This window comes from Candidatus Enterococcus courvalinii (genome assembly GCF_017315945.1).
GTDB classification, from domain to species: Bacteria; Bacillota; Bacilli; order Lactobacillales; family Enterococcaceae; genus Enterococcus_B; species Enterococcus_B courvalinii.
This window is the reverse complement of sequence record NZ_JAFLWI010000004.1, coordinates 92,679-118,888: the sequence shown is the minus strand read 5'-3', so window position 1 is coordinate 118,888 and position 26,210 is coordinate 92,679. Positions and strand designations below refer to the sequence as shown.

Annotated in this window: 24 protein-coding genes; 8 read left to right on the top strand and 16 right to left on the bottom strand. The window is 37.4% G+C overall.

Annotated elements, in window-relative coordinates; genetic code table 11:
* The first annotated feature begins 89 nt into the window (after nt 1-89).
* Both JZO71_RS03665 and JZO71_RS03660 read left to right on the top strand, forming a co-directional pair.
* Entirely contained in the window at nt 90-647 is a 558-nt protein-coding gene (locus JZO71_RS03665; RefSeq protein ID WP_206898242.1) for a sugar O-acetyltransferase, read from the top strand.
* 95 nt (nt 648-742) lie between these two features.
* Nucleotides 743-1,489 (top strand): SDR family oxidoreductase, encoded by a 747-nt coding sequence (locus tag JZO71_RS03660; protein ID WP_206898241.1) that lies wholly within the window; start codon nt 743-745, stop codon nt 1,487-1,489.
* A 112-nt stretch (nt 1,490-1,601) separates the two neighbouring features.
* On the opposite strand, the gene JZO71_RS03655 is transcribed toward JZO71_RS03660, so the two are convergent.
* The 5 genes from JZO71_RS03655 to JZO71_RS03635 form a co-directional block, all read right to left on the bottom strand.
* Nucleotides 1,602-2,210, bottom strand: a complete 609-nt coding sequence (locus JZO71_RS03655; protein ID WP_206898240.1) for a hypothetical protein — start codon at nt 2,208-2,210, stop codon at nt 1,602-1,604.
* 424 nt (nt 2,211-2,634) lie between these two features.
* Nucleotides 2,635-3,522, bottom strand: coding sequence for a 16S rRNA (adenine(1518)-N(6)/adenine(1519)-N(6))-dimethyltransferase RsmA (gene rsmA / locus JZO71_RS03650; protein WP_206898239.1), 888 nt, complete (start codon nt 3,520-3,522; stop codon nt 2,635-2,637).
* The gene (gene rnmV / locus JZO71_RS03645; protein WP_206898238.1) at nt 3,515-4,078 is read right to left on the bottom strand and encodes a ribonuclease M5; all 564 of its coding nucleotides are present in this window, start codon (nt 4,076-4,078) and stop codon (nt 3,515-3,517) included. The genes rsmA and rnmV overlap by 8 nt, the downstream gene beginning before the upstream one ends.
* Nucleotides 4,071-4,847, bottom strand: coding sequence for a TatD family hydrolase (locus JZO71_RS03640; RefSeq protein ID WP_206898237.1), 777 nt, complete (start codon nt 4,845-4,847; stop codon nt 4,071-4,073). The genes rnmV and JZO71_RS03640 overlap by 8 nt, the downstream gene beginning before the upstream one ends.
* A gap of 303 nt (nt 4,848-5,150) precedes the next feature.
* Nucleotides 5,151-6,461 carry an APC family permease gene (locus JZO71_RS03635; protein WP_206898236.1) on the bottom strand — a complete coding sequence of 437 codons (1,311 nt, stop codon included), beginning with the start codon at nt 6,459-6,461 and terminating at the stop codon, nt 5,151-5,153.
* A gap of 178 nt (nt 6,462-6,639) precedes the next feature.
* On the opposite strand from JZO71_RS03635, the gene JZO71_RS03630 reads away from it, so the two are divergent.
* Nucleotides 6,640-7,224 (top strand): hypothetical protein, encoded by a 585-nt coding sequence (locus tag JZO71_RS03630; RefSeq protein ID WP_206898235.1) that lies wholly within the window; start codon nt 6,640-6,642, stop codon nt 7,222-7,224.
* Between the two features lie 65 nt (nt 7,225-7,289).
* Here JZO71_RS03630 and metG read toward each other — a convergent pair whose 3' ends face one another.
* Nucleotides 7,290-9,299 (bottom strand): methionine--tRNA ligase, encoded by a 2,010-nt coding sequence (gene metG / locus JZO71_RS03625; protein ID WP_206898234.1) that lies wholly within the window; start codon nt 9,297-9,299, stop codon nt 7,290-7,292.
* A 260-nt stretch (nt 9,300-9,559) separates the two neighbouring features.
* Between metG and JZO71_RS12575 the strand changes: the two genes are divergently transcribed.
* Both JZO71_RS12575 and JZO71_RS03620 read left to right on the top strand, forming a co-directional pair.
* Nucleotides 9,560-9,838, top strand: a complete 279-nt coding sequence (locus tag JZO71_RS12575; protein ID WP_347401328.1) for a hypothetical protein — start codon at nt 9,560-9,562, stop codon at nt 9,836-9,838.
* 93 nt (nt 9,839-9,931) lie between these two features.
* Entirely contained in the window at nt 9,932-10,765 is an 834-nt protein-coding gene (locus JZO71_RS03620) for an NUDIX domain-containing protein (RefSeq protein WP_206898233.1), read from the top strand.
* Nucleotides 10,766-10,935: 170 nt separating this feature from the next.
* Here the strand turns inward: JZO71_RS03620 and JZO71_RS03615 are convergent, their stop codons facing one another.
* The 5 genes from JZO71_RS03615 to opp3b are packed head-to-tail and all read right to left on the bottom strand — an operon-like array spanning nt 10,936 to nt 15,955.
* Entirely contained in the window at nt 10,936-11,946 is a 1,011-nt protein-coding gene (locus JZO71_RS03615) for an RNA-guided endonuclease TnpB family protein (RefSeq protein WP_206898232.1), read from the bottom strand.
* Between the two features lie 13 nt (nt 11,947-11,959).
* Nucleotides 11,960-12,913, bottom strand: coding sequence for an ABC transporter ATP-binding protein (locus JZO71_RS03610; protein WP_206898231.1), 954 nt, complete (start codon nt 12,911-12,913; stop codon nt 11,960-11,962).
* Nucleotides 12,888-13,964 carry an ABC transporter ATP-binding protein gene (locus JZO71_RS03605; RefSeq protein ID WP_206898230.1) on the bottom strand — a complete coding sequence of 359 codons (1,077 nt, stop codon included), beginning with the start codon at nt 13,962-13,964 and terminating at the stop codon, nt 12,888-12,890. Before JZO71_RS03605 ends, JZO71_RS03610 begins: the two co-directional genes overlap by 26 nt.
* 5 nt (nt 13,965-13,969) lie before the next feature.
* Nucleotides 13,970-15,013 carry an ABC transporter permease gene (locus tag JZO71_RS03600; protein ID WP_206898229.1) on the bottom strand — a complete coding sequence of 348 codons (1,044 nt, stop codon included), beginning with the start codon at nt 15,011-15,013 and terminating at the stop codon, nt 13,970-13,972.
* On the bottom strand, nt 15,014-15,955 hold the full coding sequence (gene opp3b / locus JZO71_RS03595) for an oligopeptide ABC transporter permease (protein ID WP_206898228.1): 942 nt from the start codon (nt 15,953-15,955) through the stop codon (nt 15,014-15,016).
* Between the two features lie 84 nt (nt 15,956-16,039).
* Between opp3b and JZO71_RS03590 the strand changes: the two genes are divergently transcribed.
* Entirely contained in the window at nt 16,040-16,384 is a 345-nt protein-coding gene (locus JZO71_RS03590) for a DUF3899 domain-containing protein (protein WP_206898227.1), read from the top strand.
* A gap of 83 nt (nt 16,385-16,467) precedes the next feature.
* Here the strand turns inward: JZO71_RS03590 and JZO71_RS03585 are convergent, their stop codons facing one another.
* The 5 genes from JZO71_RS03585 to JZO71_RS03565 all read right to left on the bottom strand — a co-directional run bounded on the left by JZO71_RS03585 (nt 16,468) and on the right by JZO71_RS03565 (nt 24,557).
* Nucleotides 16,468-18,132, bottom strand: a complete 1,665-nt coding sequence (locus JZO71_RS03585) for a peptide ABC transporter substrate-binding protein (RefSeq protein ID WP_206898226.1) — start codon at nt 18,130-18,132, stop codon at nt 16,468-16,470.
* 320 nt (nt 18,133-18,452) lie between these two features.
* On the bottom strand, nt 18,453-18,998 hold the full coding sequence (gene aac(6'), locus JZO71_RS03580; protein ID WP_206898225.1) for an aminoglycoside N-acetyltransferase AAC(6')-Ii: 546 nt from the start codon (nt 18,996-18,998) through the stop codon (nt 18,453-18,455).
* A 143-nt stretch (nt 18,999-19,141) separates the two neighbouring features.
* Nucleotides 19,142-20,218: a dual-specificity RNA methyltransferase RlmN gene (gene rlmN / locus JZO71_RS03575; RefSeq protein WP_206898224.1), complete on the bottom strand. Its 1,077-nt coding sequence runs from the start codon at nt 20,216-20,218 to the stop codon at nt 19,142-19,144.
* A 191-nt stretch (nt 20,219-20,409) separates the two neighbouring features.
* Nucleotides 20,410-22,854 (bottom strand): DNA translocase FtsK, encoded by a 2,445-nt coding sequence (locus tag JZO71_RS03570; RefSeq protein ID WP_206898223.1) that lies wholly within the window; start codon nt 22,852-22,854, stop codon nt 20,410-20,412.
* A gap of 263 nt (nt 22,855-23,117) precedes the next feature.
* Nucleotides 23,118-24,557, bottom strand: coding sequence for a glycoside hydrolase family 1 protein (locus JZO71_RS03565; protein WP_206898222.1), 1,440 nt, complete (start codon nt 24,555-24,557; stop codon nt 23,118-23,120).
* A 233-nt stretch (nt 24,558-24,790) separates the two neighbouring features.
* On the opposite strand from JZO71_RS03565, the gene JZO71_RS03560 reads away from it, so the two are divergent.
* Nucleotides 24,791-25,606 carry a Cof-type HAD-IIB family hydrolase gene (locus tag JZO71_RS03560; RefSeq protein WP_206898221.1) on the top strand — a complete coding sequence of 272 codons (816 nt, stop codon included), beginning with the start codon at nt 24,791-24,793 and terminating at the stop codon, nt 25,604-25,606.
* A gap of 286 nt (nt 25,607-25,892) precedes the next feature.
* Nucleotides 25,893-26,102, top strand: coding sequence for a hypothetical protein (locus JZO71_RS03555; protein ID WP_206898220.1), 210 nt, complete (start codon nt 25,893-25,895; stop codon nt 26,100-26,102).
* Nucleotides 26,103-26,210 lie beyond the last annotated feature (108 nt).

The following is a 26,210-nucleotide window of genomic DNA, read 5'->3' as shown; positions in this document are numbered from 1 at the left end:
AAGTTATACTACCCTATTCTATATAAGTATTTTTCATTATCAGTATAGCGAAGTACACTAAATGTAGCAAAAATATCGGAGGTATTTTCATGGAAAGGTTACTTGAGTTGATTCAGTATATAGAAATTCTGCCTAATTCACCACTGTTTAAGCAAATTCATAGCATAAAAAAACAAAATGAACGTCCATTAGTTGAATTGAATCTCGACTACCGAACAAACGAAGAAATATTAGCATGGCTAGAGCCTGTATTAGGTAAAAAAATTGACTCTTCAGTTATTATTTCTCAACCATTTTATAGCGATTTTGGGCGCCACATTTCATTAGGAAAAAATATTTTTATCAATCAGAATGTAACGCTTGTTGACTTAGGTGGGATTACAATAGAAGATCATGTTTTAATTGGACCAAATAGTCAAATCATTACAGTTAATCATTTGACTGATCCTAAAAATCGTCGCGGGTTGATAACCAAACCGGTAGTAATTAAACAAAATGCGTGGTTAGGCTCTGGGGTGACAATCCTGCCTGGAGTGACAATTGGAAAAAATGTGATTGTCGCAGCTAACTCAACTGTAACGAAAGATATACCAAATGATGTGATCGTTGCAGGCACTCCTGCTAAAATAATCAAATCTATAGAATAAGATACTTCAAATTAAAAAAGTTCAATGAAATAAATAATTAATTGGAAACCATACGTTCAAAAAGTAACTAATTTTATTTAATAGGAGGAATTAATATGACTATCAAAAATAAAGTTGTAGTGATTACAGGTGCTTCTTCTGGTATTGGCGAATCTACTGCTAAATTACTTGCCATCAAGGGCGCAAAAGTTGTCTTGGCTGCCAGACGTGAAGAAAAGTTAAAAGAAATCGTACATGATATCCAAAATGCTGGTGGCAATGCAGTTTATCACGTAATGGACGTAACTAATTTGGATGAAAATCACAAATTAATCGAATTTACCAAAGAAAATTACGGAAAAATTGATGTCATTTTTTTAAATGCTGGAATCATGCCCAACTCTCCACTATCGGCTCTGAAAGTCGATGAGTGGAATCAAATGATAGATATCAATTTGAAAGGTGTATTAAATGGTTTAGCAGCAGTCCTTCCCACATTCATTGGACAAAAAAGTGGTCACGTAATCACAACTTCTTCCGTAGCAGGAATAAAAGCCTATCCAGGTGGCGCTGTTTATAGAGCAACTAAATGGGCAGTCAAAGATCTGATGGAAGTTTTACGAATGGAGTCAGCTCAAGAAGGGACAAATATCCGAACCGCGACCATCTACCCCGCTGCAATTAATACTGAGCTACTTGATACAATCACAGATAAAGATTCTTTAGAAGGCATGACAGCTCTTTACAAAAAACACGGGATATCTCCTGAACGAATTGCCAATATTGTTGCTTTTGCAATAGATCAACCCGAAGATGTCAATATAAATGAATTTACGGTTGGATCCACAAATCAACCATGGTAAGCAAAATAGGTAACTTAAAACAGCATCTGTTTTAAGTTACCTATTTTTTACTAATGTATTTGAAAAATTCAACAATAACTAAATCTAATCAATTTTTATAATCCAATTATTTTTAGCTAAGCTTATCCATGTTTCTTGCTTGTTCTTTTGCTGCAGTAAATACGGGAATATCAAAATATTTGCTCAACGTGCCCGCAACAAAATAAGCAATATTGTAGTCAACTAAACTGTGAATCAACCCACCGATCCCCATCAAAATAAATACTGTGTAGAAATAGCCTTCTGAATAATACGTATCAGGCATATTTCCCATGAAATAAAAGGCACTCACAACCAACATTTCTGCAATTGAATGGATAACCCCAATGACAAAATTAAAGCCTTGAAATTTCCAGTTTGCTAGCGTAAACTTTCCATCCTTCAAGACGATTCCAGGTTTCTTTTGTAAATACCAAGCACCAACCACTGCAAAAATAATGTGTGATAATGCTCTTAAGGCAATAATGACTGGTGTCGATAAAAAGAACCCAAATGTTGTTCCTAATGCGACAGCAACAGCTACCCCTGGTGAAAAAAACATTGCTAAGAATAATGGCACATGCGAAGCTAAGGTAAAAGATGCTGGTGGAATCATGATTTTTGGCATAACTAATGGAATGATGATTCCCATTCCAATCAGCAATGCAGAAATAGTTAAGTGACGAACAGAATTTTTTTTCATTTTTACTCTCCTTATGTGTCTTGACACATTGATGTTGTTTATTGTACTGATATTCCATGTATCTGTCAAGACACTTAAAGAAGTTACCAACAATCTTCGACAAATTCTTTTTTACTCACTTAGTTGGATTGTATAGATGCTTTTCACATTGGATATGTCTGTCAGTTCATCAATTTTATTATAGAGCCACCAAGTCATTCTTCTTTTCCAATTAAAATAATTGTGTTACTAACTACTTCAAAAGCATCCTTTCGTCATTCGAAAGATGATTTAGAAAGTGACTTAGTTCTGCTTTTTTTCATCCTCTCCCTATTATAAGTACGCATTTTCCTCCAAATTTTATCCTACTTGATAAAAAAATCACAGAAAAACGCGAGCATTCTGCTCCGCTTTTCTGTGATAAATATTTTTTGAACTATACTTCTTACCCTTGTTTATTCGCCATCATCGCATTGCTTAATGCAGCAAATTCTTCTAATGACAGTGTTTCCCCACGACGTTTTGGATCAATTCCTGCATCAGCTAAACTTTGAGTCAACCACGCTTTGGTTGCTTCATCTTTTCCATACGCATGTTGCAAATTGTTCCATAATGTTTTGCGACGCAATTGGAATGAGGCTTTCGTCAAACGGAAAAATTCTTTTTCATCCGTGACTTCAACAGCCGGTTTTTCTCTGCGTGTCAATTTTAAAATCGCTGAATCAACGTTTGGTTGTGGTACAAAAACTGTTTTAGGTACGATAAACGCTAAAGACGCATCCATATGATATTGCACGGCAATTGAAAGTGAGCCGTAAGCTTTAGTACCAGGCTTCGCAGAAATTCGATCAGCAACTTCTTTTTGCATCATCACAACCATTTCATCCACACGTACGTCTGATTCAAGAAAGTGCATCATGATTGGCGTTGTAATGTAATAAGGAAGATTTGCAACCACTTTCAATGGTAGATCTTCTGTAAAATATTCTGCGACAGCAGCAACCAAGTCCGTTTTTAAAATATCTTGGTGAACAACCTTAACATTTGGATAACGGTGAAGTGTATCTGCTAATACTGGAATCAAACGATCATCGATTTCAAATGCAACGACTTGATTACCATTTATGGCTAATTGTTCAGTCAATGCACCAATCCCTGGTCCTACTTCAATCACATTTGTTTCATGGTTGATCTCAGCTGTTTCAACAATTTTTCGTAGAATGTTAGGTTCTGTTAAAAAATTTTGTCCTAAACTTTTTTTAAATTGAAATCCATGTTCTTTCAAGATTTCTTTTGTTCGAGAGGGTGTTGCGATCTCACGATATTCAGTCATGTTTTGCCTCCACTTTTTTCATTGCTTGTATCAATTCTTCTGGGGTAATGCGAAACATCTTCAAACGCTTCGCTAATTGTTTGCCATTGGTGTAGCCAATTCTTAGCTCATCTCCAAGTATTTCTCTTTTTTCTTTGGCCTGTGCTCCCGCTATTAAACCATAGTCCAAAAGCATCTGTCTAGGGATTTCGTTAAACTCTTCCTCGCTAGGTGTCACAACTTTCTTCAATGCTTCAAGAATTGCTTCATTGCTTGCGTGTTCAACACCTAAACTGCCCTTTTTCTTTGGCTGAGCTTGCTTCCGAGGTAAAAAGGCGTGTTTCGCTTGGGGCACGACTTCCATAATTGTTTTACGGATTTTTTCGCCTGAAAAATCTGGGTCCGTAAAAACAATCACCCCTCTTGTTTCTTGTGCATGCTCGATCTGCATCAAAATCGCTTCATTGATTGCGGAACCAATTGTTTCAATCGTATCTACATTCACGACTTCTTGCAATCGTCTCGTATCGTCTTTTCCCTCAACGACTACAATTTCTTCAATAGTCAATTTACTCATTTTCTGAAATCCCGAATAAACGATGTGCATTGTGCCATGTTTGTGTTGCAATTTCTTCAAAAGGTACTTGACGAAGTTCCGCAATTTTTTCGACCGTATAGTGAGTATACCCAGGTTCATTTCGTTTACCACGATAAGGTACTGGTGCAAGATAAGGTGCATCCGTTTCTACCAACATACGATCTAAAGGAACATTCATTGCAGCTTCTTGGACGTCTAACGCTTTTTTGAAAGTCACAACACCACTAAAAGAAATATGCATACCAAGATCAAGAAAACGCTGCGCCCATTCATAATCCCCACTAAAACTATGCATGATTCCACCAATATCATGAACTTTTTCTTCTTTTAAAATTTGGTACGTATCTTCTATCGCATCACGCGTATGGATACTAATCGGTAAATTCATTTCTTTTGCAATCGCAATTTGACGACGAAAAATTTTTGCTTGAACTTCCTTTGGATCTTCCATCCAATAATAATCCAAACCAATTTCTCCTAATGCCACAACTTTAGGTAACGTCAATCGTTCTTGTAATTGTTGTTCAACTTCTTTCGTATAACTGCCAGCCTCAGTTGGATGCCAGCCAATGATACTATAAATAGTTTGGTAGTCTTGACTAAGCTGTAAAGATTTTTCAATCGTTGGTTGATCAAAGCCAACTACAGCCATTTTTGTCACGCCCAACTCCTTAGCACGCTCAATCGTTTCGGGAATATCTTCATTGAATTGTTCCGCATTTAAGTGAGTATGAGAATCAAATATCATTCAAATCGCTCCTTTTCTTTCCTACTTTAGCACATAAACGGTTGAGACAGAAGTCAGATGGAAAAAAAGATGATAAGAGCTTCGCAACTTCCAGTTTTTTCATTCTAGCAAACAAAAATTCTTTCTAAAAATCATTCCTTTTTTTATTTTTCAGGTAACTGCCTACTGAACACCATTCCGTTTCAACACTTTTGATCACGAAAAAAGGGTGCTAAAACAGGAAATTCCAACACCTCCACTTTAGGTTTAATCATCCATTGAACAAATGAAAAAGAGATTGAGACTTAGCTCAACCTCTCATGATTATTTTTTATTTTTATATAAATAAACTGGAATTCCTAATAACGTTACACCGATTCCAATCATCGCCAGTGTTGTTTGCGTTAAGATCGTCATTCCTAAGATAAAAATCGCACCAATAATCGCAATTAGCGGGATTACCGGATAAAGTGGTACTTTGTATGGGCGATTCATCTCTGGTGCTTTCTTTCGTAAAACGAAAACAGCGATAAATATCAGTAAGCTAAACAACCACATTACAAAAATCAGCATATCTGTCAAAAAATCAAATGAGCCCATCGTCATCATGATACAAGCAATCACTAACTGAAACATTGCCGGCACGTAAGGAACTGTGAATTTCTTTGATAATTTTGTTAACTGATTACTAAATGGTAATTCGTTTTCCAAAGCCATCGCGTAAGGAACACGAATTCCTGTCAATGTGTACCCATTCAACGCACCATAAACAGAAATCAGGATACCAATCGTAACTAATTTCCCACCAAATGAACCAAAAATTACTGCTGAAGCATCCGATGCAGCGTTCAAGTTACCGGCAATTCCTTCGATTGGTAAAGTCTTCAAGAAAACAAAGTTAATCAATAAGTAAACCACGGTCACAAAACTTAATCCTAAAATAATTGCTTTAGGCAAATCTTTTTCGGGCTTTTTCATCTCACCGGCAATTGCTCCGACACCTAACCATCCATCATATGCGAACAAAGTAGCCAGCAACGCACTACTCAATCCTTCCATAAAAGAAACATCTTTCCCTGCTTCAATTGGAAAAAGTTGAACCGTACCGGAACCAGGAACCATTAATCCCCAAACAACAATAACTGCAATCGGGATCAATTTAATAATAAGGGTAGCCGACTGAACAGTCGCACCAACTTTAGTCCCCAATAAATTCAATCCTGTCACTGATAAAGCAGTTACAGCTGCAATCAATACCAGATAATCAGTGGATAGCTGAAAAAGATTTGTCAACTGTGTAGCAAAAATAATTGAAAGAGCTGCAATGTTTGCTGGAAAATAAATCAGACTTTGCGCCCAACCTAATAAGAAACTTGGTAATTTTCCATACGCAGCCTCTATGTATTTGACTGCTCCGCCTGTTTCTGGAATCGCTGTGGCTAATTCTGCAACAGTCAACCCAGCACAAATGGTCAAAAAGCCGCCCAATAACCATACAAAAAGTGTCAAACTCGATGATTGTGTGCTGGCAGTTACCGAAGCGGTCTTAAAGAAAACTCCTGCCCCAATAACAGTTCCCATAACCGTTGCTAATGCGCCAAACAAATTAATTTCACGTTTTAATTTATTTCCCATTCCTCATCCTCTTTCCTATTTTTTTATTAATATAATTGCTAGTATAACCGAGTTTTTTCCCCTTGGCTATGCACAAATCCAATAAAGGGTTTTCAAAAAAATCCCCCTTAAGTCGGATGCTTTTTCTTTTATTTTTGATTACAATTTAGCTAGTTTTTATTTAAAGGAGGTTTTGCTTTTGGACTTTCAGCATTCACATCCAAAATTGGCAAATTTTCTCACAAATCATTTTTCGATTACACGAAAAGAACAGCAACAATCCCGTTGGCACTGGGCTACGTTGATTCTTTTTGGTCTTTTGACTATCGCTTCGTTTAGTCAACAACTCCTTCTTCTGACAGGTCTAGTGATTTTGGTTGCGTTATTCAGAGGTCCAGGCTTGATTCTATGGAGCATCGTCTATTCTTTTTTCGTCGGTCTTTTCCCACCATTAGGAATTGTTTTATCCGCAATTTTCTTTTTGCTCAACATTGGAACCTTTACTAAAAATTGGCGCATCACTTTCGTTGGAATCTACTTTTACCTTTATCCGGTGTTAGTCATGAGCTTACGTTATTTCAAATGGGATAATCAGTGGTTTCTCGCTGGTTCATTGATTGTTGGCTTGTGCTTACTTCACTTAATGTTAACAAATCTCTATCAGCGATATGGTATCGGGCGAACGATTTCTTGGTATATCTTTGCGATTCCTTTTGCTGTCTTAAGCGCCCTATTACCAACTTGCTTGAAAAAGCGAGTGAAAAGATATCCTTCAATAAAATGACACTAGGTAACCTCTATGTAAATACAAAAAGGAATCCAATCATGATGATTGGATTCCTTTTGTATTTACGCGATTTCTGAACCGTTTGGCATTCCTTTTGGCGCTTCAACTACTTGTAATGAACCATCAGGTGCTTCCGCTGAGAGAATCATTCCTTGGCTGATTTGGCCACGCATCTTACGCGGTTTTAAGTTTGCCACAATCACAAGTTTTTTACCGATTAACTCACTTGGATCAGGATAATATTCTGCGATTCCAGATAAAATTTGACGGTCCTGATTATCCCCTGCAGCTAAACGGAATTGCAATAACTTATCTGCACCTTCCACTTTTTGACAGTTGATTACTTCAGCAACTTTCAATTCAACTTTGTCAAATACATCAAATTTGATTTGCTTTTCTTTTGAAGAAACAAATTCTGTTTCTTCTGGGTCCCACTTCACTGTGTCCTCTGTACTTTGTGTACCTTCAGACATTTTCATTTGGATATAAGCAACTTCTTCGTCCATATCTAAACGTGGGAAAATCGGTGTACCTTTAGCAACAACTTTTGTTTCAGAAGGAAACTCACCAAAGTGTAAGCCTTCCAAGTTCATGGATTCAGCATCTAATCCTAATTGCTTAAAGATCTTGACTGGTGTTTCAGTCATGATTGGTTGCAACAAAATAGCTGCAATTCGTAAGGTTTCAGCCAAATGAACCATTACGCTATCCAATTCATTTTTCTTTTCTTCGTCTTTTGCTAATACCCAAGGCTCTGTTTCATCGATGTATTTATTCGCACGGGAAATCAATACCCAGATTTCAGCTAAGGCCGTGTTAAATTCCATTTTTTCCATAGCATCATGGTAACGTCCAACTACGTTTGCAGCTGTCGTTGACAACTCGCTATCAAAAGGTGTCACTAATGAAGCATAATCAGGAACAATCCCGTCACAATATTTGTTGATCATCGCAACAGTACGGTTCAATAGATTCCCTAAGTCATTAGCTAGATCGTAGTTTACGCGAGAAACAAAATCTTCTGGTGTGAAGACCCCGTCAGAGCCAAAAGGAACTGCACGTAATAAATAATAACGTAATGCATCTAAGCCATAACGTTCAACTAGCATTTCAGGATAAACAACATTTCCTTTTGATTTAGACATTTTACCGTCTTTCATCAATAACCAGCCATGTCCAAAAACTTTTTTAGGCAATGGCAAATCTAGTGCCATTAACATAATTGGCCAATAAATTGTGTGGAAACGAACAATTTCTTTCCCAACCATGTGAACATCTGCAGGCCAGTATTTTTCAAACAAGCTATCATCATCTGAACCATAGCCTAACGCTGTAATATAGTTTGATAATGCATCGATCCAAACATATACGACGTGTTTTGGATCACGTGTCACTGGGATTCCCCAGCTAAATGTCGTTCTTGAAACAGCTAAGTCTTCTAAGCCAGGTTTGATAAAATTGTTGATCATTTCTTTTTTACGTGATTCAGGTTGGATAAATTCAGGATGCGCTTCGTAATACTCAAGCAAACGATCAGCGTACTTACTCATGCGGAAGAAATAAGATTCTTCTTTGACCAATTCCACTTCGTGTCCACTTGGTGCTTTCCCACCAATCACATTGCCTTCATCATCTTTGTAAACTTCAGCAAGTTGGGTTTCTGTAAAGAATTCTTCATCAGAAACTGAATACCAACCTTCATATTCACCTAAATAAATATCGCCTTGTTCTAGTAAACGATCAAAGATTTTTTGAACAGCTGCTTTGTGATAATCATCCGTTGTTCGAATAAATTTATCGTAGCTGATATCAAGTGTTTTCCATAATTTTTTCACGTCTGCAGCCATTTTATCCACATACTCTTGTGGTTCAACACCTAGTTCAGCTGCCTTTGTTTCGATTTTTTGACCGTGCTCATCCACCCCAGTAAGATAAAACACATCAAAGCCCATCAACCGTTTGTAACGTGCAACAGCATCGCAGGCAATCGTTGTGTACGAGTTACCGATGTGCAGTTTGCCACTTGGATAATAGATTGGCGTAGTAATATAAAAAGTTTCCTTTTCTGCCACGGGGCTCCTCCTCCTTTATCGCATGATGCGAATTCGTTTCCTTGCTAGTATACCACAAAATAATCTTAATGTTAGCGAATTTTTGAAAAGGAAATTCGGCAGCAACGCTTGTCTTCCTAGCTGGAAAAGAGGACAAATTCAGGACACTTTGTACGTTTATTCAGTTACGTTTTTTTGGAAAATTTTTCCTCGCTATTTTTCTAAAAATGAATCATGTATAATAGGAACTGAAAAACCAACGAACAAAGGTAGGAATGATTATGCAGAAAAAACACACGATTTTTATGATCAGTATCGCAGTACTGACAATTGTTCATTTATTTTTTAGTTATTTTTATATAAGGATGTATGGTTACTTTAATTTAAACGGCAACTTGAATAGTTTCCTTCTTGTGTCCAATCTCTTCCGCATCGCATTAGATCTATTTATTATCATTTGCGGATTTCTTGCACTTCGTGAAGAAAAAATGAAATTTTTGCCTTTTTATTTACTGTTCTTTTTAGTCAACTTAGTTTTGCCCTTCCTCTTCCATCTTTGATAACCACGAAAGTTTGCGGGAAGTCCTTGGTTTTTTCCGAGAGTCTGCTACAATAAAGTAAAATGTACTTTTATCGGCAGTGGAGGTGTCAGAATGAAAGAATTTACTTCTAAAGAAGAAGAAAAATTATATTATGAACAAGAAGCCAGTGAAGAAGATTTTTTAACTTGGTATCAAGCACAAGAACGTCCTGAATACGACAAGCCTTCTTTGACTGTCGACATCGTTTTGATGTGTTACAACAAAGAAGAAGATCAGTTGAAAATTCTTTTGATCCAAAGAAAAGGACATCCTTATCGAAACTCTTGGGCATTACCTGGTGGCTTTGTCCAACGAGATGAGTCAACTGGTGAAAGTGTCTTACGCGAAACACAAGAAGAAACGGGAGTCATTATTTCTAAAGAAAACATTGAACAACTTCACACATTTAGCACGCCTGACCGTGATCCACGTGGCTGGGTCGTAACTGTCAGTTATCTTGCCTTTATTGGTGAAGAACCTTTGATTGCAGGAGATGATGCCAAGGAAGTCCGCTGGTTCACTCTAGAACGACAAATGAATCAAATCCATTTGACCAGTGGCGATGTCTCAATCGCGCTTGATTTAACAACTGGCCAATCAACTGGAAAAGATAAGTTGGCATTTGACCATAGCTTTATCGTGTTAAAAGCCTTTAACCGCATCGTCAATAAAATGGAACACGAACCACAAGTCCTCCAAGTATTAGGTAAAGATTTTACAATTACTGAAGCTCGCAAAGTGTTTGCTAAATTTTTGGGAATTGATTTTAAATCCATTGACCACTCAAATTTTAAAAAAGCAATGTTGCAATATTTTGACGAAATTGGTGAACGCCCCGTTGGAATCGGTCGTCCATCAAAAATCTATCAGTTGAAGCCTGAACACCATCCAAAAATGGAAGATTAATCGATAAAAACCAAGGACTGTAACAAAAATCATTACTGATTTAAGTTACAGTCCTTGGTTTTTGGTTTCTCATAATTAGTGAGCTTTTCCTTTAAGCGAAAAGAAAATTCCTAGAAACAAAAGTTTAAAAACTTTTTATTAACAAGGCGAACTCTGGCGCTCCTACCAGTTCAGACATCAAAAAGTAATTGTTTCCCAATTCGTTCCAACAGCCGACTCTTTTCTTGCGCAGAATGACTGTGGATGTCCTGTGTATTAATCAAGATAAAGGTTTTCTGATACCATTCTGCTTTATACCTCAATTTGGTCAACAGTTTGTGCCAATCTTGTACGGAAAAATCAGAAGCAAGCTTCTCATCTGGCAATGATTCAATAAACAAATAATCAAATTTATTCACCAGAACAGCCGAAAGTTGTTCTAAGTAATCTTCCCGTTGATATTTTTGTTTTTGATAAAGATTCAGCACTTTTCTTTTTTGTTTTTGATAATTTTTTGCTCGTTCTAAAGCCTTTTTTCGTTGTTGAGCTGCTTTTGCTCGAATACTCAATTTTCTTTCTGCTACAGCGATTTTTTGATTTGTCACCAAAAGTTTAGGTGCAATAACCTCGATTTTCTGCGAAGTTTCGACTAATCCTTTGGGGCAATACGCGATTCCCACCCATTCATTGGTTTTCTGTCTTTTATTCAGCGGAACTTCACATAAAAAGGAAACATAAAACTCTTCATTATATCGTGAAGAAATCGTAGCTGAACGAATCGTACCTTCGATTGGTCGGTGGACATGCACGTTGAACAACTTTTTTTGTTTTGGTAATTTCAATTGATTTCCTTCTAAATAAATGGTGTGTCCTTGGTTATTTGTGGTATAAGACTGCCACATACTCTTCTTACTTTTCAACTTTGGAAAGCTCGCTCGTCCTTTAAAATAATTGCGAAACGCACGATCCAAATTCAACTGAGCGTTGGCTAATGCCAAGCTATCTGCCTCTTTTAAAAACGCATAACGCTTTTTCAAGGCAGCTGGCGTCAACGAATAATCAATCACACCTAGTTGCTTATAGGTTTCTTGTCGTGAAAGTAATAAGTGATTATAAGTGAAACGAACACAACCAAAATTTTGAATCAACCATTTTTTTTGTTCATCGGTGGGATACATCCGGAATTTAAAGGCTTTGAGCATCAGCACTTACCCCCTAGTTTGCTACGAGTAAGTTTTCTTTTTTTCGTTGCAATTTTTTCGCGTAATAAGCAACTTCTTGTTCTGTTGCGTACACAAAATGTTCTGGTGCAATCTCTCTTAACGTACGTACTTGATTATCATCTGGCTCTGGCTGATATTTGATCCGACGACGTTGTCTCTCATGATCTGGATCTGGTAATGGAATAGCAGACAATAGACTTTCTGTGTAAGGATGAACACCAAAGTTGTAAATTTCATCACTTGTGCCCATTTCCAACAATAAGCCATTATGCATAACGCCAATGCGATCACTAATGTGTTTCACCATTGATAAATCATGGGCGATAAATAAGTAAGTTAAATTTTGTTCTTCTTGTAAATCTTGTAATAAGTTCACTACTTGAGCCTGAATCGACACATCTAGTGCAGAAATAGGTTCATCACAAATAACAAACCGCGGATTGACTGCTAACGCTCGAGCAATGCCAATCCGTTGCCGTTGTCCACCTGAAAATTCATGAGGATAACGTGTTCCGTGACTGGGATTTAACCCAACTGTTTTTAGCAACTCATCAACTTTTTGCGCACGTTCTTGCGGTGATTTTGCTAAACCGTTCACATCAATGCCTTCAGCAATAATGTCACGAACTTTCATTCTCGGATTTAAGGATGCATAAGGATCTTGAAAAATCATTTGGACTTCATGACGAAATTTCGTCATTTCTTTTTTTCCTTTGATTTTCGTTACATCTTGTCCATCAAATAAAATCTCACCGTCAGTTGGTTCATTTAAACGAATGATCGTCCGACCAGTCGTCGACTTTCCACTCCCAGATTCACCAACTAACCCAAACGTTTCCCCTTCATAAATGTGGAAACTGATATCGTTCACCGCATGCACTTCATTTTTTTTGCCAATGTTGAAATATTGTTTTAGACCTTTAACCTCGAGTAGCTTGTTTTTCATCCACTATTCCCCCTTGGCTCCCTTGTTTTTCTTTAAAAATTGCCCAACGACGTTGAATTTCTTCTGGTGGCAGAACTTTTGGTGCTTGTGGTGCTAACAACCAAGTTGCTGCTTTGTGTGTCGCAGATAATTCAAAAAATGGTGGTTCTTGCTCTGCATCAATTTGCAAAGCATATTCATTACGTGGATAAAATGCGTCCCCTTTTGGTGGATTCAACAAATCTGGAGGTGAACCAGGAATTGCATAAAGCTGTTTACTTGCGCTTTCCAACGTCGGCATTGAACCAAGTAAGCCCCAAGTATAAGGATGTTGTGGATTATAAAAAATTTCTTCCGAAGTTCCTACTTCGATGATTTTCCCACCATACATAACAGCCACTCGGTCAGCGACATTTGCCACTACACCAAGGTCATGGGTAATAAAAATAATTGATGTATCAATTTTTGTTTGAATTTCTTTTAGTAATTCTAAAATTTGCGCTTGGATTGTTACATCTAACGCGGTTGTTGGTTCATCTGCAATTAGGATTTCTGGATAACAAATCAAAGCAATCGCAATCACTATCCGCTGACGCTGTCCACCTGAAAACTGATGGGGGTAGCTTTTGATTCGTTTTTCAGCTTCTGGAATTCCAACTAAATTTAGTAGGTCAAGCGCTGCTTTTTCGCCATCTTTTTTCGATACTTTATTATGTTTACGTAAAGATTCTGCTACTTGCTTTCCAATTGTCATCGTTGGATCTAATGATGTCATTGGATCTTGGAAAATCATTGCAATTTCTTTCCCGCGAATTTTTTGCATTTCTTTTTCGGATTTGTTCACAATGTCTTCCCCTTTAAATAGGATCTGACCAGCATCAATGTTGGCATTACTTGACAGAAGTCGCATGATACTTCGAGTTGTAACAGATTTCCCACTCCCAGATTCACCAACGATTGCCAAAGTTTCCCCTTTATTCAAGTGAAAATTAACACCGCGAATTGCTCGAACTTTACCAGCATAAGTGTCAAAAGAAATTTCTAAATCTTTCACTTCTAAAATTTTCGTCATAATTCTCACTCTTTCATTTTAGGATCGAAGGCATCACGTAATCCATCAGCTAATAAGTTAAAGCCAATCATGATAACCGATAAAGTTGCTGCCGGAATCCATAATAGATACGGCAGATATAAGAATGTTTTGTAACCATCACTTAGCATGGTTCCTAATGAAGCAGACGGTGGTGTTAAACCTAACCCGATGAAACTTAAAAAGGCTTCGAAGAAAATAGCAGATGGGATACTAAACATCATTTGAATAATAATGACACTTGAGATATTCGGTAAGATATGTTTGAATGCGATTTTCAACTTTGATTCACCCAAAGTCAAACCAGCTAAAACATACTCTTGATCTTTTAATTTCAATGTCTGTGCACGAACAATCCGTGCCATCGGAATCCAGTTCGTGATTGCCATCGCCGCTACGATTGAAAAAATTCCTGGTTCAAATACAACCAACATCAAAATCATTACAACTAAGTTCGGAATCCCAGATAAAATTTCTAAAAAACGTTGCATTGCATTATCTACACGTCCGCCTAAAAGACCAGAAACCAGTCCATAAGCAACACCAATTGTCACGTCTAAAATGGCTGCAATAAATGCAATCAATAGAGAAATTCTCGTCCCCATGAACAAGCGACTCAACACATCACGACCTAGGCCATCTGTTCCCAAAAGAAAGTTCACATTTGCTGGGACATTTGCCTGTGCGTATTTATCGACTAACTCGCCACCAACCATTGCTTTTCCGTTTAGACCATCAATGCTAATACCAGGAATACGTGGCGGTAAGTTGATATAATCAACATTTTGTGCAGTTGGATTATGTGGTGAAACAAAGATTGTCACGATTGAAATCAAAATGATTGTCGTTAATAAGACCATCGAGATCACTGCGGCTTTATTTTTCTTCAATCGACGCCAAGAATCTTGTAAGAAATTCAGCGAAGGAGCAGAAATCTGTTCACGCTCGGCTTCGGTATTCTTTTGTAAAGGAAGAAACTCGTCTGCAGGAATCTCAGCAACTGTTTCATAGCGTTTCGGTACCATTTCCATTTATCCTCGACTCCCTTCAGAAACACGAATTCTTGGGTCAACTAACCCGTACAATAAGTCAACGACTAAGATAACAAAAATCAACATAAATGAGTAAAGAATAGTCACAGCCATGATTGTCGGGTAATCATTTGTAGTAATTGACTTCACAAATTGTTCCCCGATTCCAGGAATGGCAAAAATATTTTCAACTACTAATGAACCAGTCATTAACGCAACAGCCAGTGGTCCTAATAAAGTCATCAATGGAATCAAACTGTTTCTTAAGCCATGTTTGAAGGCAATTTCCCAACGACTAAGCCCTTTTGCTCTAGCTAATTCAACATAATCGCTATGAAGAACTTCAACCATTTCGGTCCGAATAAAGCGGGCGGAATCGGCAAGTGGCGACATCGCTAAAGCAATTGTTGGTAAAATGGTATAGACGAAACCATCCCATTTTGCGATTGGTAAAATGTGTAACTTCATTGCAAACACATATTGGAGTAACACTGCAAACACAAAGTTAGGAATCGAACGTCCCAAGATTGCAATTAAGGTCGATGAACTATCCACCCACGTGTTTTGCTTCATTGCAGAAATCGTTCCTAAAATCGTTCCAACAAACGTCCCAACGATAATTGCTTGTAATCCTAATTGTAAAGACGGTCCAATTCTGCCTGCTAATAAATTAGCCACAGGTTGGTTTTTAAATTGGAAAGAAATACCAAAGTCACCCTGAAGTAAATTAGAAAGATAAATTCCATATTGAACAAGTACCGGTTTATCTAAACCTACTTGTTTATTCAACATTTCAATCGTTTCAGGACTCAAACGTTCCTGATTGGTATACGGCGTTCCTGGTAATAACTGCATTAAGAAAAAAGTGATTGTGGCAATCAGCCACAGCGTGATCATCATGAAGAAGACACGTTTTAAAACATATTTGATATAACTATTCACAAATGTTTCCCCCTAGCTTTTGACTTCTGACAAATGTTTCGCTACATTATTAAGTAATGAACCAACTGATAAAGGAGCAAAAAAATGAACAAAAAGTATCTTCCTTATGCCATTTCCATTTTGTTGATGGTCCTCATTTTCATAAAAAATTTTTTAACCAATCAATTAACTTTTCTACAATTATCAAATGATTTTTTCTTATGCGCGTTGCCGTTTTTGATTATCGGCGGATTTTTATGGGTTTTTTCCTCGGGTTTCTTTGATCATTTTCAACGATCGATTCATCTAGCTAGAACAAGAAACCGGAAGAAAAAACCAGAGTTCTCGCTGCTTTCATCTGCCAGCCATGGTATGTACAGCTTTTGGCTGATTATTGCCGGGATATTACTTATTTTTTCCATTCTCTTCATGTTTTTCGCTCTTTTATAATTGTTGATGAGAACAGGGTGTGTCGTTGGATCAATGACCTACCCTGTTTTTTCTCATCTTCAATTGTTAACGAATAGAAGTGGTTATTCTTCGATATATGTCCACTTGTAATCCCATGAAGCCCCAGCTGCGTGATGCACGATTCCTTTGACTTTTTCATTAACTAAATGACCTTCAGCCTTTTGGTAAACTGGTGCAACACCCATATCGTCAGCAATGATTTTGTTTGCTTCTTGCAAATCGTCCCAACGCGCTTGTTCATCGCCGGCATCAGCTGAAGAAGATGCTTTGACTACTTTGTCATATTCTTCATTGCTCCATTGTCCGCGGTTATAAGAGTTCCCTGTTACGAATAGATCTGTAAAACTACTTGGATCTGCGTAATCAGCACCCCAACCACCTAATACTGTATCGAAATCACCTGATGATGAACGATCCAAACGAACAGAGAATGGGACTGGAACTGGTTTGACTTTCACGCCATCTAAGTTTTCTTGAATGGAGTTTTGGATATACTCAATCACTTTCTTCGTTGAGTCATCATCTGATGCCATCAATTCAAATTCAAGTGAGTCAATGCCTAGTTCTTTCTTTGCTTTTTCCCAATGTTCTTTTGCTTTGTCTTTATCATAAGAAACTAAATCGCCAGCTTCTTTTGCAAAGTCTTCGTTTGTATCAGGATTTTTTGTCATATCTGCTGGAATTAGTCCAGTTGATGCAACTGAGCCATCCCCCATCACTTGTTTTACTAACGCATCGCGATTGATGGAATACGAAATTGCTTTTCGCAAATCAGCATTATTGAAAGGAGAGTCTTCTTCACGTTGATTAAACTCGAGATAACTTGTACGAGCTTCTTTCACAGATGTATAAGCTGGATCATTTGCATTTTGTTGTGCTAACTCACCTGATAAAATGACATCATCTGCTTGTCCATCTTTAAAGAGATTCAATGAAGTAGAAGATTCTTTTACTACACTTACTTTGACTTCTGATAGCTTCACTTCATCTTTATCCCAATAGTTATCATTTTTCTTGTATGTCCACTCTGTATCAGTACCAGGGCCATCAAAGTCTTCTAATGTAAATGGACCATTGTAAACTGCTTTGTCACTTGCTGAAGCATAAGCATCACCATTTTCTTCAACAACTGCTTGACTTTGTGGGAAGAAAGATGGGAAAGCTAATAAATATTGGAAATAAGGTGTTTGTTTTGTTAGTGTGATCTCTAATTCATGATCACCATTTGCTTTGATGCCTAATTCTGATTTATCTTTTTTACCAGCGGTAATATCTGCTGCATTAGCAACTGGTTCAAATAGATACGCATATTCAGATGCTGTTTTTGGATCAACCGTACGTTGCCAGCCATAAACATAATCTGCTGCCGTTACAGGTTCACCGTTCGACCATTTTGCATCTTCACGTAATTTGATTTTATAAGTTAAACCATCTTCGCTGACATCTGCCAACTCACTTGCACCTGCAGGCTGTGGTTTACTATCTTTATCAAGACGATAAATTCCTTCATATACATTATTCAACGCTGTAAAACTAATTGTATCTGTCGCAACAGATAAATCAGCTGTTGGCATTTCTTGAGGTACAACTAAATTAAATACGCCGCCTCCACTAGCAGAACCACTGCTTTTTGTATCACTGCTCCCTGTATCTGAACTACCACCATAACAGCCAGCAAGGACAAGGCCACAAACCGCAACAAAACCAAAAGTTACTTTCTTCTTCATCTTTCGTACCCCTTTTATCGGAATTTTCAGAATAATTAAATATTTCTGAAGTTGTTTAAGAGTTTAATGAATAATTATTAAAAAAGCAACTACTTTTTTCTCTTTTTTCTAAAAATAATCTCTTTAATCAGTATTTTTCGTTATATTTTTCAGAAAATTCCCTTTATTTATAAAGAAAATAACAATTTTTTGTTTTCAATAAAATAATACGTAAAAAAGATTTGATTTCTTCAAAAAATGCTTTAATGTTCGGTTTTTGCACAAAAAAAAGAGTCGTACAAGTAATTTTCTTGCACGGCTCTTTCTCATTTTTCTTCTTTTTATGTGGTTGGTCTCGGCACAAGACCTTTTGCCATCCAAATATCAGGTTTATTCCAGCCATTTGCATCTGGGATCACACCAACAATTTGATAACCCATTTTCTCATAAAACTCATAAGGGTGACTTTTTAAGTTTTGAATAGCTTGTGCTTTATCAAAAGTATGCTCAAATAAATTGTCATAACTTAATGTTGTTCCATGATCCAGGTCATCTGTACCTAAATACATCGTGATCCCACCTTTTGATGTCACTTCTTTTTCTAAATAGGTTACTAACCTTGTCCCAATTTGATTTCTTCTTCGAGTACTTTCTACTACTAAGGGATGTAATTCCCAGCCTGTGAATCGGTATTGAGGAATCGCTCCAACGAAGCCAATCAACATATCTCCATCTAAGGCAGAAACAGCAATACGATCTGGTTCCATCAACTGGTCAACTTCTTTTGTCGCATTGGTCCCGTATTCTTCTGGCCAAGTTAATCTTAAGAGATCTGCAAGTTGATCCCGCAAATCGAGATTGTCACGATCGAATTCAGTAATAATCATTTGTTTCCCCCCATTCCAGCTCATTTTAGCAATGATTATGAAAAAAACCAAAGATTTCTTCTTGAAGGGTTAGAACTGATCGTTCATTTTAGATCAAACAAAAGAAGACGTGAACATGACACGTCTTCTAAAATAAACAGTCGTTATTTGCTTACTACCTTTTTTTCTTTCTTCATTTGCTTACTACGCAATTGTCCACAAGCCGCATCAATATCTGTCCCGTGTTCTTTACGAACGACACAGTTGACGCCATTTTTCTTCAAGACATCATAAAATTTCAAAACATCCGCTTTAGGGCTCCGTGAATATTGATCATGTTCGCTCACTGGATTATATGGAATCAAATTGACATACGCTAATTTTTTCTTGTCTTGTAATAAATCAGCTAATTGCTGTGCATGTTCTGGTCGATCATTCACGTTGTTCAACATAATGTATTCAAACGTGATTCGACGATTCGTTTTCTCAAGATATTCATCAACTGCTTCCATCAATTTTTCAATTGGGAAGCTTCGGTTGATTCGCATGATTGACGTCCGAACTTCATTATTTGGTGCATGCAAGGAAATTGCTAAGTTTACTTGCAACCCATTATCGGCAAATTCTTTGATTTTATTTGCCAAACCACTCGTTGACACAGTGATGTGACGTGCCCCGATTGCTAGTCCCTTCGCATCATTGATAATATGCAAGAAATCCATCACGTTATCATAGTTATCAAACGGTTCACCAATCCCCATGACAACAACGTGAGAAACTCGTTCGCCCTCTCCGCGTTCATCAAAATAATGTTGAACCATCATGATTTGAGCAACGATTTCTCCTGCGGTCAAATCACGATTTTTTTTCAATAATCCACTGGCGCAGAAGGTACAGCCAATATTGCAACCAACTTGAGTTGTAACACAAACGGACAAGCCGTATTCCTGACGCATCAAGACTGTCTCAATCATGTTCTTATCTGGTAATTCAAATAAATATTTGACTGTTCCGTCAGCTGCTTCTTGTACAACCATTTGTTTTAATGGATTAATCACAAAGTTTTCTGTTAGTTTTGCAATCAGATTTTTTGATAAATTGGTCATTTCTGAAAACTCAGTTACCCGTTTTTGATAAAGCCATTCCCAGACTTGGGCAGCACGGAATTTCTTTTCGCCGTTGTTGATAAACCAATTTGTTAGTTCTTCATTCGTCAAGCCATAAATGGACGTTTTTTCCAAAATTATTTCCCTCTTTTTCTCAAAGTTTCGCTACATACTATAACTGATTCTATCTGGGAATGCAAGGAAGTTTGCGAGAACCTTCACTTGTTCTTTTGTAATAAAGGTTCACTAAATAAAACCAGCCAACACAGGAGTATTCTCTGTGTTGACTGGTTTTTTGTGTACATATAACTTTTTGTTTCTATTAATTATAGACGATCTTCTGGCTGCCCTTCTGGTAAATCGTTCATAGGCTCTTCCAATTGTTCAATAAAGACTTTTCTTGGCTTACTTCCTTCTGATGGTCCTACCACACCATGCGTTTCTAGTTCATCTACTAGACGTGCTGCACGATTATAGCCAATTCTGAATCTTCTTTGTAATAAAGAAATACTTGCCGTTTGCATCTCAACAACTAAAGCTTTGGCTTCGTCATATAATTCATCTTGTGGTTGTTCTGGAGTACCGGTTGACTCCACTTCATCCGTTGGCATCATTTTTTCTTCGTAACGTGCTTCTTGTTGGGATGTTACAAAGCTTACAACGCGCTCAACTTCATGATCCGAAATAAAGGCACCTTGCACGCGGATTGGTTTATTTTCTCCCATCGGTAAGAAGAGCATATCGCCACGTCCAAGTAATTTTTCTGCCCCATTTGAATCAATGATCGTACGAGAATCAGTTCCACTAGAAACTGCAAAAGCCATTCGCGAAGGAACGTTGGCTTTGATAATCCCCGTGATAACATCCACACTCGGTCTTTGTGTTGCTAAAATCATATGAATCCCGGCAGCCCGAGCCATTTGTGCCAAACGAATGATTGCATCTTCCACTTCATTACTGGCAACCATCATCAAGTCTGCTAATTCATCAACGATCACCACGATAAATGGTAAGGTCGGATGCTTCGTGCCATCTTCTACATTCTTTTGTTGAATAAATTCATTGTACCCAGAAATATTTCTAACTCCTGTAGCGGCAAACTTTTCATAACGTTCTTCCATTTCTTGAACCACTTTTTGTAAAGCTTGCGCTGCTTTTCGTGGATTTGTCACAACGGGTGTTAAAAGATGCGGAATCCCATTGTACATATTCAATTCAACCATTTTTGGGTCAATCATCATCAATTTGACTTCATGTGGTTTTGCCTGCATCAAGATGCTTGTGATAATACCATTGATTGCAACAGACTTCCCACTCCCTGTAGAACCTGCCACAAGTAAGTGAGGCATTTTGCTTAAATCAGCTGTCTGTACGCGACCAGATACGTCACGACCTAATGGTACTTCCAACAGTTTATCTGGATGTTTTGGTTGTGCTTCGATCACTTCTCTAAAGGAAACCATACTGATTTTGCCATTAGGAACCTCGATCCCAATCAAAGATTTACCTGGAATTGGTGCCTCCATCCGAACATCTTTTGCTGCCAAGGCTAAGGCAATATCATCAGTTAAGTTAACGATTTTACTTACCTTTACACCTACAGCAGGCTGTACTTCGAATTTCGTAACGGATGGACCAAGACTCGCTTTTACCACTTTGGCATCTACGCCAAAACTTTGGAAAGTTTGTTCTAGCACACCAATGTTTTTTTCGATTTTCTTATATTCATCACTTTGGTCAACCGCTGGAATTGAATCTAGCAAATCAACAGATGGTAATTCATACGCATGATTTTCTTCTTCAGCGGCAATTTCAAATTCTAAAACAGAACCATCATCTTCAGGCACTTCTTGTTCAAGGCCTTCATGCCCATCAATTGGTAGCGTTGTTTGTGTGGGTGTATGTTCAATCGGTGGCTTTGTCTGCATTTGTTCTTGGAAGCTATTGATTGGTACAAAATTTGCTTCGTTGGTTTCTGTCGCTGGTAATTCATCTGGTTCGTCGTATCTTGTTTGTTGACGTTCCCGATTTTTTTCCATTTCGGCTATTTCTGCCTCTGCTGCTTCTTGAGCGGCCAAACGTTTTGCTTCTCTTGCCTGTGCTCGTTGTTCTTTTCTCTCTGCTTTTTCGGCTTGTTTTTTTGCTTGTTTTGCTGGATCGCCTTCCAACAATCCTTGTAGTTTCTCCCCTAATGTTTGGATGCCTTCCAGTAATTGATACCCTTCAAGATTGCTAAATAAAAATGCGCCGACAATCAATAGTAAAACAGCAACCAGATAACTGCCTGGCTGAGCAATCAGAAAGTAAGTGAAATGATATAAAATAGCTCCAATCATCCCACCACCGACATTACGACTGACTTGACTTTGCTTAATATCACTTGCTAATAAATCCCAAGTAGTGCCAAGAATATTTGGTTCTCCACTGTGGAGTTTTCCAAATAAGTGAGCGTGGAAGAAAAGTAAGATTCCTAGATAAAAGAAAATTCCTCCTACCAAACGTCGAGGTTTACCAATCTTTAACTCCGTATTCTTGATAATAATCCAGAATCCTGTGATGGCTAATAACAAACAAAGAATTGGATAAGTGTTACCCGCAAATATTCGAAAGCCGTTGGCAACTAAGATTCCTAAAAACCCTAATCTTAAAAAGCCAAACACAGCAAATAAAATCAATGTAAACCCGACAAAGATCGTCAAAAGTTGCTCTTGTTGTTGCTTTTGCTTTTTCGTCTTTTTCTTTTTCTTTGCAGGACGTTTTTTCTGCGCCATTATTTATCCCTCATTTCATTCCCCATTATACAAAAAAAAGGGAGGGAACTAAAGTTTTGTTTCAAAGAACTCGTTTCTTTCTTTTCATTTCGTCATGTTTTCATAAAAACGTGAAAGAAATTTGATCATACCGAAGAGCAAAGGGAATATTCTGCTACTTTTTGATTATCAAAAATAGATCATCTGTTTAAACTTATGTTCACTAAAAAAGTTGAAACAACAGCTAAACAGCTATCGTTTCAACTTCTTGATTTCGTTTTTTCTTATTCGATTGATTCGCCATTTTCTTTGATGACTGATTGATACCAATAGTAGCTATCTTTTTTGTAACGTTCAAGCGAACCTTCTTGTGTTTCATCTTGATCCACATAGACAAAGCCATAACGTTTTTGGTAACCATTCAACCAACTTAATAAATCAGTATAAGACCATGTACAGTAACCTAAAACCATTGCACCATCAGAGATTGCTTCTTTGATTGCTTTCACATGGTTGGCCAAATAATTAATTCGATACTCATCATGGATTTTTTTGTCTTCAGTTAACTTGTCGTATTCACCTAATCCATTTTCGGTAATCAAAATAGGTGTTCGGTAACGACTAGTGATTCGACGAAGAGCAATTCTCAACCCTTCCGGATCGATTTCCCAATCCCAGTTTGTTCGTTCAACAAAAGGATTCTCAACTTTTTTGTACATTCCTGGCACGCCTGTTTCTTCAGAGGAACCTTTTTTACCACTCGTATTCATTTTACCTGCGCCTACACCATCTAACGGGTTAAACGCATTTGTTGCTGTCTGATAATAATTGATACCTAAAAAGTCCGGTTTTGCTGATTGTAGCAGTTCTTCGTCTCCCGCTTCAATCGTTGGTGCCCAACCTTGTTCCTCTAAAAATTTCATTGCAGCAATTGGGTACTTGCCCCACATATAGACATCCATCCAGTAGTTTGCCATTAGGTCTTCTGCATTTTCAGCAGCTAAAATATTTTTAGGATCACTATTGATTGGATAGTTCGGCGTATACGCAAAACTTGGTCCAATCTTCCCTGGCATATTTAATTCATGGAATTTATTGATTACAGAAGCATTCGCTAAATTTGCGATGTGATTCACTGCATACATTCGTTTCGGATCTGTTACACCTGGTGGATGAACAGCCAATAAGTAGCCCAATGAAGTGAAGACATTTTGTTCATTCAAACTAATCCAATAATGAACTTTTCCACGAAAAGCTTCAAATAATGTTTCGGCATAATTGGTAAAATCCTCAATAATTTGACGTGATTCCCAACCTTTATATTCATCTTGCAATGCTTGTGGCAAGTCCCAATGATACAAAGTAACCATTGGTTCAATGTCGTTTTTGATCAATTCATCCACTAGCTCTTGATAAAAAGCTAATCCAGCTTGATTGACTTCTCCACGTCCTGTTGGAAAAATTCGAGTCCAAGCGATTGAAAAACGATAAGCTTTCAATCCTTGTTCCTTCATTAAAGCAATATCTTCTTTAAAACGGTGATAATGATCGACCGCTAAGTCACCATTGGTACCTTTAAATGTTTTACCTGGTATCCGAACAAACTGATCCCAGACCGACTCTCCTTTACCATCTTCTTGCCAAGCACCTTCGACTTGATAAGCAGCTGAGGCAGATCCCCATAAAAAATCGTTTGGAAACGAAGTTAATGTTTGATGTTCCATTGTCTACTTCCTCTCTTCCTTCATTCAATCCTTACAACCTTAGAATAACACGAAACCCCTTTCGCTTCAAAGAATTTCCCCTTAAAAGTCTAGACATTAAAAAATAATCAACTTCCTATTTCTTTACTACTAACTTAAAAAAGCTTCCTGATAGTTGTATATACATGATACAATGGTTTCAAGTAACAATGTTACCGTTTTCTTTCACTATAAAATAGAATGGAGTTACCATGATGAATCCTAATCCTCATAATATCCAGCTAGTTGCTGTTGATATGGACGGAACTTTTGCACGAAGTGACTATACGTATGATATTTCAAGATTTAAAGATATTTTAGCTAGAATGGCTGCTGTAGGTTGTCGATTTGTTGTTGCTAGTGGCAACCAGTATCATCAACTACGTTCACTATTTCCTGACGATGCTCACGAGTTGAGTTTTGTCGCAGAAAATGGTGCCTTAGTAATGGATCAAGAAGAACTTCTCTTTGCAGCAGATATTAAGGAAGAAGCAATCACGAAAGTGCTCTCCTTATGTAAAAAATATCCCGAAATAAAAAACGTGATGTGTGGATTTAACAGTGCGTATTGTGAACGTGGAAAAGTCAGCGAAGATTTTTTCAACTTAACAAATATTTACTACCACAAATTAAAGTGGGTCGATGATTTTTCACAAGTTGATGATCGTATTCTAAAATTTGCACCCACTGTTCCCGTAGAAAAAACTACCTATTACTGTGAATTATTTGGTGAAAACTTACAGGGAATGTTAGTTCCTACCAGTAGTGGTCATGGTTCAATTGATTTGATTCTTCCTGGTTGTCATAAAGCAGCTGGTTTGCAAAAATTGGTACAACGTTGGGGTATCACACCTGACCAATGCGTCGCTTTTGGCGATGGTGGAAATGATCTTGAAATGTTAAATTATTGTGGGCTTAGTTACGCGATGGCTAACGCGCCTGATGAAATTAAAAAATCAGCTAGCCACGTCTGTCCTTCAAATGACGAGGATGGTGTCTTAGTCACACTTGATAAACTATTTCCTAAATAAGTTTGAACAACTCTCCCTCAATCACTCTCTCTGACCGTCAACAATTACTACTGAATTAACTTTGTGTTTTCTACGAATTTTATTAATGATTCGAGCCAGATTTTATTCGCCCATTTCTTTTTCTAGATCACTGAATCATTTTAGCTAATACTTCCACACCAATAGCTAAACAATGGGTTAAAAATGGCAATGGTTGGGTTGGATTTTATTATCAAAAAGGTTATGATACTGGAAGAAAAGTCATAACAACAAAAGCTAAAACAGAAGAACTGGATTGAGGTCTAAAATGTCAATTGCATATAATAAATTCAAAAAACGCCACCCGTATCTCAACCTGATAATCATTTTTATTGTAGCTAGTTTACTAGGTATTTTGATCGAATATATCATCAATGGAGATTTCATTGGTTCGGGATTCTACACAGCTTTATTTTTAATGATCATTTATTTACTAAAAGCATGGCTTGAACAAAACAATAAAAAACGGAAAAATTAGCTTAACAAAAGCAAGTAACAAATGAAAAAGAGGAATCCTTATTGAAAGGATCCCTCTTTTTCATTTGTTTTAGATTCCTTGAGTCGTTTTCCTATCCACCGTATCAAA